An 18643-nucleotide genomic window follows, 5' to 3' on the forward strand; every position below is an offset into this window, starting at 1 on the left:
TTACTTCAAATGTATTATTATTTTCTTAGTTGATTAAATTTTTAACTAGTTATTCGTCTATGTCTCCGCCTGTATCGTTAACTTCTGTTTCATTCCCTGCTAATAAACTATCGTCGTTTAAGTCCTGCTCTGTGCATGATGTGAATATGGTAACTAATAAGGCTAGTATGAAGGTGATTTTTAATGCTTTCATTTGTATGTGTTTTTAAGGTGAATTGTATTATTTGTTTCTAATGTTTTACTCGTCGATATCGCCGCCTGTAAATTCGTCTATGTCGCCGCCTGTATCGTTAACTTCTGTTTCATTCCCTGCTAATAAACTATCGTCGTTTAAGTCCTGCTCTGTGCATGATGTGAATATGGTAACTAATAAAGCTAGTATGAAGGTGATTTTTAATGCTTTCATTTGTATGTGTTTTTAAGGTGAATTGTATTATTTGTTTCTAATGTTTTACTCGTCGATATCGCCGCCTGTAAATTCGTCTATGTCTCCGCCTGTATCGTTAACTTCTGTTTCATTCCCTGCTAATAAACTATCGTCGTTTAAGTCCTGCTCTGTGCATGATGTGAATATGGTAACTAATAAGGCTAGTATGAAGGTGATTTTTAATGCTTTCATTTGTATGTGTTTTTAAGGTGAATTGTATTATTTGTTTCTAATGTTTTACTCGTCGATATCGCCGCCTGTAAATTCGTCTATGTCGCCGCCTGTATCGTTAACTTCTGTTTCATTCCCTGCTAATAAACTATCGTCGTTTAAGTCCTGCTCTGTGCATGATGTGAATATGGTAACTAATAAGGCTAGTATGAAGGTGATTTTTAATGCTTTCATTTGTATGTGTTTTTAAGGTGAATTGTATTATTTGTTTCTAATGTTTTACTCGTCGATATCGCCGCCTGTAAATTCGTCTATGTCGCCGCCTGTATCGTTAACTTCTGTTTCATTCCCTGCTAATAAACTATCGTCGTTTAAGTCCTGCTCTGTGCATGATGTGAATATGGTAACTAATAAAGCTAGTATGAAGGTGATTTTTAATGCTTTCATTTGTATGTGTTTTTAAGGTGAATTGTATTATTTGTTTCTAATGTTTTACTCGTCGATATCGCCGCCTGTAAATTCGTCTATGTCTCCGCCTGTATCGTTAACTTCTGTTTCATTCCCTGCTAATAAACTATCGTCGTTTAAGTCCTGCTCTGTGCATGATGTGAATATGGTAACTAATAAGGCTAGTATGAAGGTGATTTTTAATGCTTTCATTTGTATGTGTTTTTAAGGTGAATTGTATTATTTGTTTCTAATGTTTTACTCGTCGATATCGCCGCCTGTAAATTCGTCTATGTCGCCGCCTGTATCGTTAACTTCTGTTTCATTCCCTGCTAATAAACTATCGTCGTTTAAGTCCTGCTCTGTGCATGATGTGAATATGGTAACTAATAAGGCTAGTATGAAGGTGATTTTTAATGCTTTCATTTGTATGTGTTTTTAAGGTGAATTGTATTATTTGTTTCTAATGTTTTACTCGTCGATATCGCCGCCTGTAAATTCGTCTATGTCGCCGCCTGTATCGTTAACTTCTGTTTCATTCCCTGCTAATAAACTATCGTCGTTTAAGTCCTGCTCTGTGCATGATGTGAATATGGTAACTAATAAAGCTAGTATGAAGGTGATTTTTAATGCTTTCATTTGTATGTGTTTTTAAGGTGAATTGTATTATTTGTTTCTAATGTTTTACTCGTCGATATCGCCGCCTGTAAATTCGTCTATGTCGCCGCCTGTATCGTTAACTTCTGTTTCATTCCCTGCTAATAAACTATCGTCGTTTAAGTCCTGCTCTGTGCATGATGTGAATATGGTAACTAATAAAGCTAGTATGAAGGTGATTTTTAATGCTTTCATTTGTATGTGTTTTTAAGGTGAATTGTATTATTTGTTTCTAATGTTTTACTCGTCGATATCGCCGCCTGTAAATTCGTCTATGTCGCCGCCTGTATCGTTAACTTCTGTTTCATTCCCTGCTAATAAACTATCGTCATTTAAGTCCTGCTCTGTGCATGATGTGAATATGGTAACTAATAAAGCTAGTATGAAGGTGATTTTTAATGCTTTCATTTGTATGTGTTTTTAAGGTGAATTGTATTATTTGTTTCTAATGTTTTACTCGTCGATATCGCCGCCTGTAAATTCGTCTATGTCGCCGCCTGTATCGTTAACTTCTGTTTCATTCCCTGCTAATAAACTATCGTCGTTTAAGTCCTGCTCTGTGCATGATGTGAATATGGTAACTAATAAGGCTAGTATGAAGGTGATTTTTAATGCTTTCATTTGTATGTGTTTTTAAGGTGAATTGTATTATTTGTTTCTAATGTTTTACTCGTCGATATCGCCGCCTGTAAATTCGTCTATGTCGCCGCCTGTATCGTTAACTTCTGTTTCATTCCCTGCTAATAAACTATCGTCGTTTAAATCTTGCTCCGTGCATGATGTGAATACCGTAACAAATAAGGCTAGTAAGAATGTAATTTTTAATGCTTTCATTTTTTTGTGTTTTTAAGGTGAATTTTAATTTTTGGCAAATGGAATCCTGGCCCCATAATTTGTACGAATTAAAGGGTAAAAAACTGGTAATTATCTTAAGATCAGTGAAACAAAAGTACACAAGAAATTATTTAAATTTCTTGTAAAAAAAGGATTAACCGTAAAAATTGCGCATAAAAAGGCTTAGCCTTACTGAAAAAATAAGGTAATTCTTGCAAGACTTGTATTACATCGAGAATCGAAAGTAACGAAGACAATAAAAAGTAGAAAAATGAGAGTAAAATTTACAAAAAAAAGGTAAAACTACTATAAAGTAGATTTGTTTTTAACAATACTCGTCTTAACAATCTTAGTTTTCACATCGGCATTAGCAGCTAAATTTTGCATTCTAGTAATTAACATTTGAGCTGCACTTACTCCAATTTCTTTTGCATGTTGACGAATAGTTGTTAATTTGGGAATGGTGTGGTTGGAATCAGATTTACTAGCAAAGGCTATAACCGAAAAATCTTTTGGTACTTTTAATCCTAAATTTATAGCAGTATTTAATGCTATAATACCAGATGAACTATCGGCAGCTATTACAGCATCTACAGTTCTATTCTTCTTTAAGAAGGATTTTATTTTTTTCTGATGATCGTCTTTCTTCTTTTTAATTTTTAAAACTAATGGCTCCTGCTTACCATGTTCTAAAATAGCTTTATTATAACCGCGTTCGCGTAACTTACCAACACTTAAGTCATTAATATTACTAATAAAGACTATATTTTTCCTTTTTTCATTTAAAAGGCTTTTTGTAGCATTATATATCGCATCAAAATCATCAACTATAACCTTGTCGCACATGACATCATGAGCAACACGATCAAACATTACAATTGGCAACCCTTGACTAATGGTTTTTTTAAAATGTTCAATCTCATTATTAATCTGCGTTTCTTCAGCAACCGATAAAATAAAGCCATCTACACTCCCATTAGCTAGTAATTGTAAACTTTCCTTTTCTTTCTCTAAAGATTCGTTAGATATACACGTAATAATATTGTAGCCGTGTTTTGCTGCTTCAGTTTCAATACCAAAAAGCACTTTGGCTAAAATCCTGTTTAAAATATTAGGAATAATAACACCAATAGTTTTAGTTTTATTATTTTTTAAACTCAACGCCACTTTATTTGGCTTGTAATTATATAGTTCTGCGAGTTCTTTTACGCGTCTAACGGTATCTTCTCCAATTTCTTCGCTATTATTTAAAGCTTTTGAAACTGTAGAAATAGACACGCCTAATTCTTTCGCTAACTGTTTTAATGTAACCATACAAGTTTGATATATAAAGAAGTGTAATTTACAAAAATACTATTTTCAAATTACCTTACTATATATAACTTATAATTATTTTATATTTGTATTTCTTACATTTTAAATTCTAAAGCATTCTATTAAGGCATAAATATGACAGAGCTTACCGTAAAAGATAAAACCAATGCCCAAGAATTTATAAAAATTGAACCTTTTAGAAAACACACTAGAGTAACTAAACCACACAAGCACAACAAATATTTAGAGTTTGTTTATTTCACTAAAGCAACTGGTTTTCATGTTATTGATAATTTTAAAATAGAAATAACGAACCCTATTTTTTTCATAGTAAGAAAAGAACAAATTCATTATTGGAACTTAACTTCAGAGCCCGAAGGTTATGTTATTATTATCAAAGAAGCCTTTATTGAGCAATGTTTAGATATCGAAATCAAACAACAATTAGCAAAAATTAGTGCATTTCCGTATTTAAGCCCCGAAGATAATACTACAATAGAACAGTTATTTCAATTATTAATTACTGAAAATAAAAACAAAAAAAACAAGACTATTGTTGAAGGTTTGATGAAGGTTCTATTAGGAAAGTTACTTCAAATTGAAAACAAAAAGAATATAACCCATCAATCTATTTATCAAGAATTCATTGCTCTTCTTAGTACGCAAAAAAAACTATCGAACAGTGTAAAGCATTACGCCAACTTATTAAACACCAGTCCGCAAAACCTTAACAAAAGCTGCAGAACCGAATGTAATAAATCGGCCTCCGAAATTTTATCAGACTTTATTTTAAGTGAGGCCAAGCGTTTCCTTTTATATACTGAAAAAAATATTTCGGAAATTGCATACTCACTTTCCTTTCGAGATAACTCACATTTTACAAAATATTTTAAACGTCACGTTGGAAAAACACCAAGCGAGTTTAAAAACAAAACATCATATATACCATAAATTTTTCAAAAACACCATTTTGTTATATTTAATAAGTATAATTTCGCCCTAAATAATGTAGCCAACTCAAATTAATTAAAATGAAAACAAAAATTTCAATTGTATTTTCCCTTATATTTTTCTCAACCCAACTCATTTTTAGCCAAATAAACGGTAAAATCATCGATGGTGATGTAACCGAACCATTAGAATATGCTACTGTTGCTTTGTATAAAACAGATGGAGAACTGGTTACTGGTGTTGTAACTAACATAGAAGGTGCTTTTTCAATAGAAAACATAAAATCTGGCAACTATTATTTAGAAGCATCTTTTATGGGATACACATCTTATAAATCGGAAACAATTTCAGTAAATAAAAAAGGACAAATGATTAACTTAGGTATCATAAAATTAACTTTAGGAAGCCAATTAAACGAGGTGTTGCTAAAAGCAGAACGCTCTGCCGTGGTACACAAAATTGACCGCCAAGTATTCGATACTAAAAAATATCAAAACGCCGAAGGCGGAAGCGCTGTCGATGTTATAAAAAATTTACCATCGGTTACTGTAGATGGCCAAGGAGATATTAGCGTTCGTGGTAGTAAAGGTTTTACTGTTTTAGTAAACGGAAAACCAACACAAGGAGATGCCGCTTCTATTTTAGCGCAATTACCTGCAAATGCTCTAGAAACCATAGAACTTATTACAGCACCATCCGCCAAATACGATCCAGAAGGTAAAGGTGGTATTTTAAATATTAAAACAAAAAAAGGTGCAACAAATGGCACCTTTGCACAAATAAATGTTCGTGGTGGTTTCCCTTCGATTGAACCTTACAACACCCAAGTTCCTGCCAAACGTTATGGTATTGATGCTACTCTTAATAAACGCACCGATAAGTGGAACATTTCACTTGGAGCAAGTTATCAACGTAATGATAAAACAGGACGTCGTGAAGGTAATATGTTTATTATAAACCAAGCCAAAAACAAAACAACGTTCTTGCCATCAGATGGTGAACGTAGTTTTGATGAGACAAGTTATAACGGACGTCTTAATATAGATTTTACACCAAATAAAAACGATGAGTTTTCTTTAGGGTTCTTCGCCGGAAAACATACCAAAGAAAGACTTGCAGATATTGTATATTACGATAATCACGCGGTTTCTCCAATTGGAACAGAAAACAGATTGTATACCTTTGAATATTATAACCATAACTTAAGAATTAGAAAAGGTGATTTTGCCTTAGGAAGTTTTGATTATGCCCATAAATTTAATGATGATTCTAAATTATCAACTTCTATTTTATATGAATACACTTTTTTAGGAGGACCAACGGTTAATGATAATTTAGGCCATCCTGATAATTCTATTATCTATCAACAAGAATACAACACCAACGATAATCCGCTTTACGGTACACGATTCAACCTAGATTATGCTTGGAAACCCTTCTCTTTCGGAACTATTGAAACCGGTTACCAATATCGCGACATCGATCACAAAGGAGATTTTGTTTATGAACGTGATGGCATTTTAGTTCCAGAATTCTCTAGTGATATTCAATTAAAACGTGCCATTCATTCGGGTTACGCACAATTAACAGGTAAAAAAGACAAATGGGATTATGCTGCTGGTGCACGTTTAGAGTCTATGGATAGAACGTATACCGAAGCTTTAAAAAGTGAAACATCAGCAAATGTTTACAACTACGATTTTGTAAAATTATTCCCTTCAGCATCTTTACAATACGCTGTTAACAATAAAACAAACATTAAAGCGGCATACAGTAAACGTGTAGAACGTACCACAACTTTAAAAATGAATAGTTTTGCCGAACGTGAGCATTCCGAAGTTTTTGAGCAAGGGGATAACACCTTATTACCAGAGTTTATAGATTTGGTTGAATTAGGCTTTACTAAAAAATTAAAAGGCGGGAATTCAGTTTATGCTACTACATATTTTAGACATGTTGATAACGTAATAAACCGCGTAAATACATTGGCCTACGAAACTAACGGAGCCATAATTGATAGTGTTATAAACCGTGTATATTCCAACGTTGGAAAAAGTAACGCAATTGGTTTAGAGTTTGGAGCAACGCTTAAACCTTCTAAAAACTGGACAAACGTTATTGGCGCTAATATTTACAATTATGCTATTGATGGCTTGTTGAGTTTTAATCACAGAGACGGTGTTACTAGAACTTATAATATTGATTCAAAATCAACAATTTATTCTTTCAATTTAAATTCAACCTATTCATTTTGGGATAATGCATCACTTCAATTTACATTCAACTATCTATCGGATAGAAACACTGCAATGGGAGAAGATTCTCGATTCTATTCGCCAAATTTAGCCTTTAGAAAAACCTTTTTAAACAACCGTTTAACAGCAACTCTACAATGGCAAAATATAGACATGGGAATATTAAACACCAATGAGCAACGCATTACAACCTCGAGATCAGATCAATTTTATACCACAACAAATTATGCTTACGAAGTAGATATGGTGTCCTTAAACCTATCGTACACGTTTAATACGGTTAAAAACAAATCTAAATTTATTGATAGCGAATTTGGTAAAAAAGAGTTTTAACACTCCTAATTCTATTAAAAGCTAGATCCTGTAAGTTTTCAAAAATTTACAGGATTTTTTATTTTAATCTTTAACTAACAAGGCTATCAGTTCTAGTTTGTATTTTTGCAATTAGAAATATTTTATATGAATTTATCTGAAGTAAAACTAGTTGTCACCGATATGGATGGCACCTTATTAAATAATAACAGCGAAGTGAGCGATCGTTTTTTTAAACAGTTTGAAGAATTAAAAAAGCGAAATATACACTTTGTTGCAGCAAGTGGCAGACAGTATCAAAGTATTGTTCATAAACTAGAAACCATAAAAAATGAGATTTCAATAATTGCAGAAAACGGTGGATTGATGCAGTACAAAAATGAAATTAACATTTTACTAAAATTATCTTCGGAAGATGTTTTTAAATCTATTGAAATACTTCGTGAAATACCAGGTTCTTTTATTGTTTTATGCGGAAGAAAAGCTGCTTATATTGAAACAACAGATTCTGAGTTTATCTCAAAATTCAGTGAGTATTATACATCTTATGAAATAGTTGACGACCTAACTAAAGTAACCGATGACGATTTTATGAAAATAGCCGTTTATCACTTTGAATCTTCCGAAGATTGCATTTTACCAAATATTTCAGGAATTACAGCAGACTATCAAGTAACGGTTTCGGGGCAAAACTGGTTAGATATTTCGCATAAAGATGCCAACAAAGGCTATGCCTTAAAAATGCTCCAAAAGGATATGGGAATCAACAAAAATGAAACTATGGTTTTTGGTGATTATAACAACGATTTACAAATGCTTGAATTAGCATATTTTAGTTACGCCATGGAAAACGCACACCCTAACGTGAAGAAAATTGCAAATTTCGAAACCAAAAGCAATACCAATCAAGGTGTAGAATCTATTTTAGAAGAATTAATAAACAGTAAATCTATCTAAAACCTTTTATTTATAAAATTGAAAAAGCCTTCCTATTTCATTTAAGAAAAAGGAAGGCTTTTAACTTTATATTTTTTAAGCTTATTTTCTAACCGCTTTTACAATAGCTAAAGCTGCTCTCACATCTTTTTCTAATTTAGCATAATCTTGATTAGCAATAATCTCTTTAGAAATTAATTTAGATCCCATTCCAACACAAGTTACTCCTGCATCAAACCATCCTTTTAAGTTTTCTTCAGTTGGAGAAACTCCACCTGTAGGCATTAAACTTGTCCAAGGTTGAGGTCCTTTAACTCCTTTTACAAATTGAGGTCCATAAATATCACCAGGGAATAATTTTACAATTTCACATCCTAATTCCTCTGCTCTAGTTATTTCTGTTAATGTACCACAACCAGGAGACCATAATACTTTTTTACGGTTACATGCAATTGCAATATCTTCTCTTAATACAGGAGTTACAATAAAGTTTGCACCTAAAGCCATATACAATGAAGCCGCTCCTGCATCTGTTACAGAACCTACACCCATTATCATACCTGGTAATTCAGCAATAGCATATTTTGTTAACTCACCAAAAACTTCGTGAGCAAAATCTCCACGTGCTGTAAACTCCATTAAACGAGCTCCACCATCGTAACATGCTTTTAATACTTTTTTACTTAACTCTATATCGTTATGAAAAAACAAAGGAATCATTCCTGTTTCTTTCATTACTTGAGCTACTTCTAATCTTGAAAATTGTGCCATTATAAAAAATGTTTAGTTGTTGAATTGTGTTTTTGCTGAACTGCTAAACCTAATAAACGATTTAGCAGTTCAGCAATTAAACACTTATTTTATCTTGCTACACGTCCTGAAGCATCTCCACCCATAAGTTTTTCAACTTCGGCAACAGTTACTAAATTCGCATCACCTTTAATTGTGTGTTTTAAACAAGAAGCTGCTACTGCAAAATCTAATGCATTTTGGTCATCTTCTGGGTATTTCAATAATCCGTAGATTAATCCTCCCATAAATGAATCTCCACCACCTACTCTATCTACGATATCAGTAATTTGGTATTGACGTGTTTGTAACATTTGCTTACCGTCATATAAAACACCAGCCCAAGTATTATGAGATGCAGAAATAGAACCTCTTAAAGTAGTAATTACCTTTTTAGCTCTTGGGAATTTTTCTGTCATTTGTTGACAAACAGATAAGAAAGCTTCTGCTTTTACATCATGTCCAGCTGTTTGAACTGCTGCTCCTGCTGGCTTAATACCAAAGTGCATTTCTGCATCTTCTTCATTACCAAGAACAATATCACAATAAGAAGTTAATTCAGTCATTACAGCCTCTCTATGAGCATCATCACAGTAATTCCATAATTTAGCACGGTAATTTAAATCTGTAGAAATTGTAATTCCTTTTGCACTTGCAGCTTTAACCGCTTCTAAACAAACATCTGCAGAACCTTGAGAAATAGCAGGAGTAATACCTGTCCAGTGAAACCATTCACATCCTTCAAAAACGGCATCCCAATCAATCATTCCTGATTCAATTTCAGCAATTGCAGAATGCGCACGATCATAAACTACTTTAGACCCTCTTGATACAGCACCCGTTTCTAAGAAATAAATCCCTAAACGATCTCCACCGTAAACAATTTTATCAACACCAACACCTCTTTTACGCATTTCCATCATAGCGCACTCACCAATATCATTTTTTGGTAAACGTGTTACAAAATCAACATCTACACCGTAGTTTGCTAAAGAAACTGCTACATTAGATTCTCCTCCACCATAAATAGCGTCAAAATTATTTGCTTGTGAAAACCTTAAAAATCCTTGAGGAGCTAATCTTAACATGATTTCTCCGAATGTTACTACTTTACCCATTTTCTTAATACTTATTTAATTTATAATTAAAGCTGGTTAATCGTTTAAGCACTCGTTTACAAATAAAATCAAAACCTTATATTTTAAATATCTCGCTTTGATTATAAATACAAACTCAGTATATTTGCTTAAACGTTTAAGCAAATATATAAAAAATTTCATTGTGAAAAAAAAAACGACCATAAAAGATATTGCAAACGTTTTAAATATTTCAGCTGCAGCGGTTTCTAAAGCACTTCACGACGACTCTAGAATTAGTGAAAAGACAAAAAAAGCTGTAAGGCAAGTCGCAAAAAACCTAAACTACCAACCCAATCATTTAGCAAGTGCTTTACGAAAAGGTAAAAGTAATTTGGTTGGAGTTATTGTGCCAAGAACCAATAGTAACTTTTTTTCTTCAGTAATCCAGAATATGGAAGAAGTTTTAAATAAGGCTGGTTATAATATTATTATTACCCAATCGAACGAATCGTACAAAAAAGAATGTGCCAATATTGACACCTTATTATTTACACAAGTCGATGGTATTATTGCCTCTATGGCAAATGAAACCGTAGATCTAAGTTATTATGAAAAAGTGAAATCGAAAGGAATTCCTTTAATCTTATTTGATCGTGGTGAAAACGATTTAAATGTAGATTATATAGGAATTAACGATTATGAAAGTAGCCATATCATTGTGGACCACTTGGTAAAACAAGGTTGTAAACGTATTGCTCATATTGGTGGTTTTAAACGCACTCGAATTTTTAACAATAGAATTCGCGGTTATGTTGACGCCTTAATGAAACACGATTTACCTCTAGACAATGAACTTTTAATTGAAAGTAGCTTAACAACCGAAGATGGTCGAGAAAAAATGACACAATTATTGGCGTTAAAAAACAGACCAGACGCTGTATATGTTGCTGGCGATTATGCGGCCTTAGGAGCCTTCCAGATTTTAAATGAACAACAAATTAAAATGCCCGAAGAAATTGCTTTGGTTGGTTTTGGAAACGAACCATTTACAGCTATAGTTTCTCCTGCCATTACAAGTTTGGAACAACATAGTACTGAAATTGGACAACTAGCAGCAAAGACTTTTTTAAAGCATGTTGAGCATAAAACATTTACTCAAACATTAAATAAAATTATTTTAAACGCTGAATTGGTAATTAGAGATTCTTCTGAAAAGCAATAAAGCGCTTTTGTAATTAAACAAAAACGCTTTATTAGATTTTGACTAAATCTATAATTATTTAGATACCTAAAGCTTGTCCACCACCAATTTGGATAGTTTCAGCTGTAATGAAAGAAGCATCTTTACTAGCTAAGAAAGAAACAACACCAGCAACTTCTTCTGGCTGACCTAATCTACCTAATAAAACACTATTTGCCCAAGAAGCAAAAACTTCTGGTTTAGACGCTTTAATTTGTGCGTGGAAAGGCGTATCGATAGTACCAGGAGATACTGCATTTACTCTAATTCCGTATTCAGCTAAATCTTTAGCTAAAGCTCTAGTGATAGATTGTACTCCACCTTTAGATACTGAATAGATTCCAGCTCCAGGTCCTGCACCATTCCATGCTGCATTAGAAGTATAGTTAATTATACTAGGGTTTTCACTTTTCTTAAGGAAAGGAATCGCTGCTCTTGATGCAAAAAATACTGAATCTAAGTTTAAAGCCATAACAAATCTGTATTGCTCAGTTGTCATTTCTTCAAATCTAGCTCTAACACCAATACCACCAGTGTTGTTTACAAGAACATCAATTTTCCCGTATTTTTCACCAATTTTAGTAATGTTTTCAGTTACTGCTTCGTCTTTTGTCATATCAAATCCGAAATATTCAGCAGTAATTCCTTCAGCCGTAAGTTCTTTTACACGTTGTGCACCTATTTCATCTTCAATACCGTTTAATATTACAGTAAATCCGTCTTTACCTAATCTTTTTGCTACTTCGAAACCAATACCACCTGTAGCTCCTGTTATTACAGCTACTTTTACATTTGAATTACTCATTTTTTTAAATTTTTAAGTTTTATTTTACTCGTTTATTTTTAATTATTCTTTACTCTACTGATTTAATATCTTTAGCGAAATAATAAATCGCTCCAATACCAAGTGGTACAAATAATGCAATAGCAATAAATACAGGTGTATAAGATACTTTAGCAACAATAGGTACAACAAAATTCATAATGATTACCGAAAACACACCAACCATTCCACCTAAACCGGCTAACGACCCAACATTTTTACCGCTAAATAAATCACTTGGTAAGGTTTGTACGTTACCAATAGCAAATTGGAAACCAAATAATACTACGAATACAATACCAACAAAACGTTCTGGTGTATTACCAAATAATACAGTAGCTACAAGACCTGAAAACATTATAATTCCACCAATTAAAATGGTATACTTTCTACCTTTGTCAATGGAATTTGTTCTAGAAATAATTTGCCCTGAAACATAGCCTCCAATAATACTACCAATGGCAGCACCAACATAAGGTACCCAAGCAAACATACCTACTTCTTTTACGTTAAATCCATAAACATCAAATAGATAAATAGGCATCCAACCTACAAATAACCACCAAATTGGTTCTAAAAAGAAACGACCAACAACAATAGCCCATGCTTCTCTATGCGATAAAATTTCTCTTAAACTTAATCCTTTACTGTCTTCCGCAGCATCTCGATCCGCTTGACTTTGACCATCTAGAATATGTTCTTGCTCTTCAGGAGTAATCCAAGGGTGTTTTTTTGGTCCGGCTTTATTAATAAGTAACCATGGAATAATCCAAAGTATACCAAAAGAACCTACAACCATAAATGTAGTTCTCCAACCATAAGCAACAAAAAGCATTGCTATAAATGGTGGCGCAATTACAGAACCTATAGAAGCACCTGCATTAAATAAACCTTGTGCAATTGCACGTTCTTTAATAGGAAACCATTCCGCATTACTTTTAACTCCACCTGGCCAGTTTCCTGCCTCAGATAAACCCAATGTACTTCTAAAAAATGCTAGTCCAATAAATCCTCTTACTGTAGAGTGTAAAAAAGAAGATATTCCCCAAACACCAATACTAATAACATAACCTACACGTGTCCCTACTTTATCAAATAACTTACCCGAAAACAACTGTCCCAAGGCATAGGCTACCATAAAAATGTTAAGAATATAACTATAATGCTCTTTAGTTAAACCTAAAGAGTGAGATATTGAGCCTTCTAGGTTTTCATTCCCCCACATTACTGCTAATGCACTTCTGTCTATGTAATTAATTACAGAAGCTAAAAATATGAGCCCAATAATAAACCACCTTAATCCTTTTACTTTCATACAAACACATTTTTAAAATAAACTATTCAACGTTTACTGTTTTATTTGGCAATTAAACTTTTTAATTATCCACTTATAAACTTTAAAATCAACTTATAACATGATAAGTTAACTTTATTTAAGCAAATTCTTCCTATTAAATTTTATAACAATACTGATACAGAATATTAAAATGATCTTTCATCTTCTGTTTTGCCAATACTGGGTCTTGTTTTTTTATGGCTTCATAAATATTAGTATGCTCATCTATTCCAACTACAGCTTGGTTAATGTCACAAACATGATACTTTCCAAAATCAATAATTATTTGCGGTGTAATAGTTAGCATAAATGTATTAATACTACTATTTCCACTCGCCTTTGCTATAGCTAAATGAAAAAGTAAGTCTTCCTGAACAGCATCTTCTCCTGATAAGGCCTTTTCTTTATAAGCATCTAAAGCTGCTTTTATATTTTTTAAATCTTCATCAGTTCGTCGCAAAGAAGCCAATCTAACCGTTTTTAATTCTAGCAAAATTCGAGTTTCTACTAAAGATTTAAAATCAGGATCCTTAAGCCCTAAAATATCATCTATCATCCCATTCATGGCAATAACACCAATATTTGCTACAAACGTTCCACTTTGTGGAATAGATTTTAGTAAACCATAAAACTCTAATCTTTGAATAGCATCACGGACATTAGAACGCGTTACTTTAAACTTTTCGGATAACGTTCTCTCAGCTGGTAACTTATCCCCAGGTTCTAAGTTTTTATAATTAATAAGCTCTCTAATTTTACCAATTATATCGTTTTGTATTATCTGATTATCGCTTATTGTAAGTGCTTCTAACTTCATATGTTATTAAATATATTTACTACTATTTGATTAACAACAAATTAATTAACCAAACAAAAGTGCCGAATTTAAACAAAATCGTTAAATTTTAATCCCGTTTAATCTAGTATTTCACTTTCTTTCATAATTCAAAAATTAAATATATTGCATTTAATTCCTTTTTTAATGTGTTACCTCTAATTCGTAATACTTGATTTTAGAATATGAGCCTTCATCTCTTGATTGAAAATAATTCCCTGCCTTAAAATAGTTTTCGAAAACGCCCCATTTTCTCATATGAATGCCTTCGTAAACCTTGTACTCGTTATTATTTAAAACAATGACCATTTTACCTTCGGATACTTTAACTTCTAACGTAAACTTTCTAAAACCAACTTCTTGTTCAAAATTAAATCCATCATCATCATCCCAAGCATCTTCATGCAATAAAGCCTCACCAGTTGCACTTAAATCTTTAAGTACTTTGGTTTTCACTCTAATTTTACCTTTATCCCAATATATTTTTAATATTGGAGGCGCATTATTGTCTTTTTCACCAATTAAATCCCTTTGTTCATTTGTTAAACGCCCGTGGATTTGCATGATAATAGTTCTATGATACTTGCCTTCCGAATCTTTTGTAGTTTCTCCCATGGCTAGTTTCCCTTTCATGTTAGCACCGTCTGCAAAGGTCCAGTTCGTGTTATTATCACCAGGAACCATTTGCTCTCTTAATTCAGATCTCGTGTACTTTGTATTTGCCGTTGTGGCATTACTCGGAAAAGAATAAAAAACTAATGCTCCACTAGTAGAATCATTATACATATAAGGTATTAACCTTTCGTCTGTAGCGTAATTCAAAATTTCAGGTGGCTCAATATTCATCGCTCCTCCTTTTTTGTTTAGCTCAGGTGTTGTAACACTCCAATGGCTTAAATCAATGTTTGAAAGCTTAACCTTTTTTCGTTTTTTCTTCTTCTTTTTATTTTCAACTTTAATACCCGAATCTGAAACGTTGCTTTTCTGTGCTTGACAAGCAACGTTTCCAGATAGAAATATCGATAATAAAAGTACTAATAGTTCTTTTCGGATGTTATTCATTTCTTATTTATTGATTAAAACCCTGGAGTTTGAATTGAAACATCATCTAAAAACTGATTATTCGTTGAAGAACCAGCATCCGGAACCGCATAAAACACAGCTGTTGTTGAACTAGCAGTAAACGTAAAAGTATATTCCTTGTATGAATCCTCTTCATCTGAAACAACATAAACGGCATCACTATTTCCTGCTAAATCAGTCTCATCCTGAACTTCATTATTTAATATGTACACGGTAAAATTTTCCGTTCCTTTAGTTCTAACAAACATTGAAATAGTATATTCTACACCAATTTCAACAGCAAAAGGCTGATAAGCTCTACGATCATCACTATCAAATTTTAAAGCATAAGTACCGGAATTCTTAGTTGAAGTAATCCCCCCTGCTTTCTTTCCTAAGGCCTTAAGACCTGCGTTAGCCCATGTATATGGACTATCTGTTATTCCGTCTTTTAATACATTAGGAGGATCTAACTCCCAAGCATCATTATTATCATCTTTATTCCCTGTAAACTCATCAATTGAACCATTAAGAATCTCTGCAGCAAAAGTTGCATTAACTCCAGTTGCGTTCCCGTCTTGATCGAACCCAGGTGTTTGAATTGATACATCGTCTAAAAACTGATTATTTGCTGAAGAATTATCATCAGGAACCCCATAAAACACAGCAGTTGTTGAACTCGCAGTAAAAGTAAACGTATATTCCTTATATGAATCCTCATCATCTGAAACAATATAAACAGCATCACTATTTCCTGTTAAATCAGTCTCATCCTGAACTTCATTATTTAAGATATACACGGTAAAATTTTCTGTTCCTTTAGTTCTAACAAACATTGAAATAGTATATTCAACGCCAACTTCCACAGCAAAAGGCTGATACGCTCTACGATCACTACTATCAAATTTTAAAGCATACGTGCCGGAATTCTTAGTTGAAGTAATGCCTCCTGCTTTCTTTCCTAAAGACTTAAGACCAGCATTAGCCCATGAATAAGGACTATCAGAACCATCTTTTAATGTATTTGGAGGATCTAGTTCCCATGCATCATTATTATCATCTTTATTTCCTGTAAACTCATCAATTGAGCCATTCAAAATTTTTGCAGCAAAAGTTGCTTGAACACCTCCTACAGGAACACCCTGTGTAATAGTTTTAGATACACCGGCATCATTTGTTGTAGTTAATGTCACTTCATAACTACCTTCACCAGCATAAATATGTGTTGGATTAACCTCTGTTGACGTAGTTCCATCACCAAAATCCCAACTATGAGAAACTGCTAATATTGATGCATCTGTAAATTGTACGCTAAAACCTGAAACAGCAAAAGTAAAATCAGGAATTGTTGATAAGACTAATCCTTCTATATTTTTAGATACAGAAACTTGAACGTTCAAAAAAGTAGTTGCCGTAAGGGTTGCTTCAAAAGTATCAGCGGTTTTATATATATGTACAGGATTAAAACTAGGATCTTCTTCGGTATCACCTTCTTCAGAATTCCACACTAAAGTCTCTCCATCGCCAAAATCCCAAACTAATGCTTTAGCACCAGAGGTTAAATTTTCGAAAGCAACTTCTGAATCTACCATAGTAGGCGTGAAATCAACAAAAATAGGTGCTACATTTGATGAATCTTCAGCAACTAAACCATCAGAACTTTTTGTAGTTAATGTTACTGTATATTCACCACCTTCAGTATAAGTGTAATCAGGATTTGCTTCAGTTGATGTATTACCATCTCCAAAATCCCATAAATAAGAAGCTGCGTCCGTTGAATAACTTCTAAACACAAATGACATAGTATCATCTGCACTTGTACTTGTTGTAAACAAAGTATTTGGTTGAATATTATTTACATTTCCCGTTGGTGGTATAAACTCGTCATAACCACTATCATAGCATGATACAAGCCCCAAAAGCATAGAAAATAATACAAAAACACTTCTATTAATTTTTTTAAATATTTTATAATTCATAATATTAAATTTTAGAACGTTTATTGTTTAACTGTTATATCAAATGCGTCTAATCTACTTTCAACACCAGAATTAGTAAGTAAAATGATTACTTTTTCATTTTCTCCAGCTTCAAAAGTTATAGCGTGCTTTTTGAAAACATCACCTACTCTACCTACATTATTATCCGTTCTAGAAGCAATAATGTTAGCAGCTAACTTTGCCTCATCTAAACTTGTTGCATTTGTACTTACTATAGATACAGTAACATCTCCAAAAGCATTTTCTTCAAAAGCACTAAAATAAGTTAATACGTAGGTTGCTCCTGCAGTTACCTCTATTTCTTGATAACCAGTTCTAGTTCCATCTGCTGGAAATTTCGATGCTTGTAATCCTTCAGGTAAAACACCTTCTGCTTTTGAATTAATCTGAAATACACTACCCCAAGCACTACTGCTAGGTGCTCTCCATGAATCTCTACCATCTCCAGTGCCGTCAAACAAACTATTATCCTCGAAACCAGGCTCTCCAATTTCCGGTTGTGGAATTGTTGGTACAGCTTGATTTACAGTAACTAGTTTTTCAGTATAATTAAATTTACCAAGGTTATCGGTAACCGTTAATCCAACGGTATACTCTCCTGGGCCAGGAAAAGAAAATATTAATTCTTGATCTTGTAATGTTGCTGGAGGTAAAGCCGTAATTTCACTTTCTAAATCAGAAATATTTTGTAATATTTCATCTGAAAGTGCTGCTTCAGCTGCTACTAATTGAGCTTCAAAGTCAACAATTTCTGCTTCTAAAACATCAATCTTAGCCTGATTAGTTTCACATGGTAATTTAAACTCACGTTTAGCAATCTCTTTTTCAATAGCCACAACCGTAGCTCTTTCAGCTTCAATTTTAAGGTTTAAAATCGGCAACTCCTTATTGATGAAAGTAACTCCATCTGCAGGAGCTATGGACCACTCATACATTGTTCCGTTTACTGCTAAATTAGAACCTGCTTGAAAATTAAAATCATACTTCGCCCATAATTCATTTTTTTCGCAGTCAAATTCTGAAGTCGTTACGTCGGTTAAGTTATAAAAAGGTGTCGGACCCGTAATATCCTCTAAATCACCTACGTTAGCTAAATCATCGCTAACACACGCTGTTAGGAAAACGAATGTACCTAACACTATATATTTTAAATTAAATAAATATTTTTTCATAAT

General features: G+C 33.1%; 25 protein-coding genes. 4 read left to right on the forward strand and 21 right to left on the reverse strand.

What is annotated here, in order from left to right:
- Positions 1-49: 49 nt before the first annotated feature.
- The 13 genes from GQR97_RS04165 to GQR97_RS04225 form a co-directional block, all read right to left on the reverse strand.
- Positions 50-193 (reverse strand): hypothetical protein, encoded by a 144-nt coding sequence (locus GQR97_RS04165; protein WP_158845721.1) that lies wholly within the window; start codon positions 191-193, stop codon positions 50-52.
- A 45-nt stretch (positions 194-238) separates the two neighbouring features.
- Positions 239-406, reverse strand: a complete 168-nt coding sequence (locus tag GQR97_RS04170; protein ID WP_158845724.1) for a hypothetical protein — start codon at positions 404-406, stop codon at positions 239-241.
- A gap of 45 nt (positions 407-451) precedes the next feature.
- Positions 452-619, reverse strand: a complete 168-nt coding sequence (locus GQR97_RS04175) for a hypothetical protein (protein WP_158845724.1) — start codon at positions 617-619, stop codon at positions 452-454.
- 45 nt (positions 620-664) lie between these two features.
- Positions 665-832, reverse strand: a complete 168-nt coding sequence (locus GQR97_RS04180; protein WP_158845724.1) for a hypothetical protein — start codon at positions 830-832, stop codon at positions 665-667.
- Between the two features lie 45 nt (positions 833-877).
- Positions 878-1045 (reverse strand): hypothetical protein, encoded by a 168-nt coding sequence (locus tag GQR97_RS04185; protein ID WP_158845724.1) that lies wholly within the window; start codon positions 1043-1045, stop codon positions 878-880.
- A gap of 45 nt (positions 1046-1090) precedes the next feature.
- Complete coding sequence (locus GQR97_RS04190; RefSeq protein WP_158845724.1) at positions 1091-1258, reverse strand: hypothetical protein; 168 nt, start codon at positions 1256-1258, stop codon at positions 1091-1093.
- A 45-nt stretch (positions 1259-1303) separates the two neighbouring features.
- Complete coding sequence (locus GQR97_RS04195) at positions 1304-1471, reverse strand: hypothetical protein (RefSeq protein WP_158845724.1); 168 nt, start codon at positions 1469-1471, stop codon at positions 1304-1306.
- A 45-nt stretch (positions 1472-1516) separates the two neighbouring features.
- Positions 1517-1684, reverse strand: a complete 168-nt coding sequence (locus GQR97_RS04200; protein ID WP_158845724.1) for a hypothetical protein — start codon at positions 1682-1684, stop codon at positions 1517-1519.
- Between the two features lie 45 nt (positions 1685-1729).
- Positions 1730-1897 (reverse strand): hypothetical protein, encoded by a 168-nt coding sequence (locus GQR97_RS04205; protein ID WP_158845724.1) that lies wholly within the window; start codon positions 1895-1897, stop codon positions 1730-1732.
- Positions 1898-1942: 45 nt separating this feature from the next.
- Entirely contained in the window at positions 1943-2110 is a 168-nt protein-coding gene (locus GQR97_RS04210; RefSeq protein ID WP_158845724.1) for a hypothetical protein, read from the reverse strand.
- Positions 2111-2155: 45 nt separating this feature from the next.
- Positions 2156-2323 (reverse strand): hypothetical protein, encoded by a 168-nt coding sequence (locus GQR97_RS04215; RefSeq protein WP_158845724.1) that lies wholly within the window; start codon positions 2321-2323, stop codon positions 2156-2158.
- Between the two features lie 45 nt (positions 2324-2368).
- Positions 2369-2536, reverse strand: a complete 168-nt coding sequence (locus GQR97_RS04220) for a hypothetical protein (protein ID WP_158845727.1) — start codon at positions 2534-2536, stop codon at positions 2369-2371.
- 306 nt (positions 2537-2842) lie between these two features.
- Positions 2843-3850, reverse strand: a complete 1008-nt coding sequence (locus GQR97_RS04225; protein ID WP_158845730.1) for a LacI family DNA-binding transcriptional regulator — start codon at positions 3848-3850, stop codon at positions 2843-2845.
- Positions 3851-3985: 135 nt separating this feature from the next.
- On the opposite strand from GQR97_RS04225, the gene GQR97_RS04230 reads away from it, so the two are divergent.
- From GQR97_RS04230 to GQR97_RS04240, 3 genes are all read left to right on the forward strand, one after another.
- Positions 3986-4801: an AraC family transcriptional regulator gene (locus GQR97_RS04230; RefSeq protein WP_158845732.1), complete on the forward strand. Its 816-nt coding sequence runs from the start codon at positions 3986-3988 to the stop codon at positions 4799-4801.
- A gap of 80 nt (positions 4802-4881) precedes the next feature.
- Positions 4882-7389 (forward strand): outer membrane beta-barrel protein, encoded by a 2508-nt coding sequence (locus GQR97_RS04235; RefSeq protein ID WP_158845735.1) that lies wholly within the window; start codon positions 4882-4884, stop codon positions 7387-7389.
- Between the two features lie 126 nt (positions 7390-7515).
- A complete protein-coding gene (locus tag GQR97_RS04240; protein WP_158845738.1) occupies positions 7516-8325 on the forward strand; it encodes an HAD family hydrolase in 810 nt (269 codons plus the stop codon).
- Between the two features lie 81 nt (positions 8326-8406).
- Here GQR97_RS04240 and GQR97_RS04245 read toward each other — a convergent pair whose 3' ends face one another.
- Together GQR97_RS04245 and GQR97_RS04250 are read right to left on the reverse strand one after the other, a co-directional pair.
- Positions 8407-9075, reverse strand: coding sequence for a bifunctional 4-hydroxy-2-oxoglutarate aldolase/2-dehydro-3-deoxy-phosphogluconate aldolase (locus GQR97_RS04245; protein WP_087520051.1), 669 nt, complete (start codon positions 9073-9075; stop codon positions 8407-8409).
- Positions 9076-9164: 89 nt separating this feature from the next.
- Entirely contained in the window at positions 9165-10211 is a 1047-nt protein-coding gene (locus GQR97_RS04250) for a sugar kinase (RefSeq protein WP_158845741.1), read from the reverse strand.
- Positions 10212-10371: 160 nt separating this feature from the next.
- Here GQR97_RS04250 and GQR97_RS04255 point away from each other — a divergent pair, with 160 nt between their 5' ends.
- Complete coding sequence (locus GQR97_RS04255; protein ID WP_158851582.1) at positions 10372-11394, forward strand: LacI family DNA-binding transcriptional regulator; 1023 nt, start codon at positions 10372-10374, stop codon at positions 11392-11394.
- A 58-nt stretch (positions 11395-11452) separates the two neighbouring features.
- Here the strand turns inward: GQR97_RS04255 and GQR97_RS04260 are convergent, their stop codons facing one another.
- The 6 genes from GQR97_RS04260 to GQR97_RS04285 form a co-directional block, all read right to left on the reverse strand.
- Complete coding sequence (locus tag GQR97_RS04260) at positions 11453-12217, reverse strand: SDR family NAD(P)-dependent oxidoreductase (RefSeq protein WP_158845743.1); 765 nt, start codon at positions 12215-12217, stop codon at positions 11453-11455.
- 49 nt (positions 12218-12266) lie between these two features.
- Positions 12267-13550 carry an MFS transporter gene (locus tag GQR97_RS04265; protein ID WP_158845746.1) on the reverse strand — a complete coding sequence of 428 codons (1284 nt, stop codon included), beginning with the start codon at positions 13548-13550 and terminating at the stop codon, positions 12267-12269.
- A 136-nt stretch (positions 13551-13686) separates the two neighbouring features.
- On the reverse strand, positions 13687-14388 hold the full coding sequence (locus GQR97_RS04270; RefSeq protein ID WP_158845749.1) for a FadR/GntR family transcriptional regulator: 702 nt from the start codon (positions 14386-14388) through the stop codon (positions 13687-13689).
- Positions 14389-14550: 162 nt separating this feature from the next.
- Complete coding sequence (locus GQR97_RS04275; protein WP_158845752.1) at positions 14551-15468, reverse strand: polysaccharide lyase family 7 protein; 918 nt, start codon at positions 15466-15468, stop codon at positions 14551-14553.
- Positions 15469-15482: 14 nt separating this feature from the next.
- Complete coding sequence (locus GQR97_RS19875; protein ID WP_158845756.1) at positions 15483-17447, reverse strand: PKD domain-containing protein; 1965 nt, start codon at positions 17445-17447, stop codon at positions 15483-15485.
- Positions 17448-17467: 20 nt separating this feature from the next.
- Complete coding sequence (locus GQR97_RS04285; RefSeq protein WP_158845759.1) at positions 17468-18640, reverse strand: hypothetical protein; 1173 nt, start codon at positions 18638-18640, stop codon at positions 17468-17470.
- Positions 18641-18643: the final 3 nt, after the last annotated feature.

It is taken from the genome of Algibacter sp. L1A34 (genome assembly GCF_009796805.1).
Lineage (GTDB): Bacteria > Bacteroidota > Bacteroidia > Flavobacteriales > Flavobacteriaceae > Algibacter.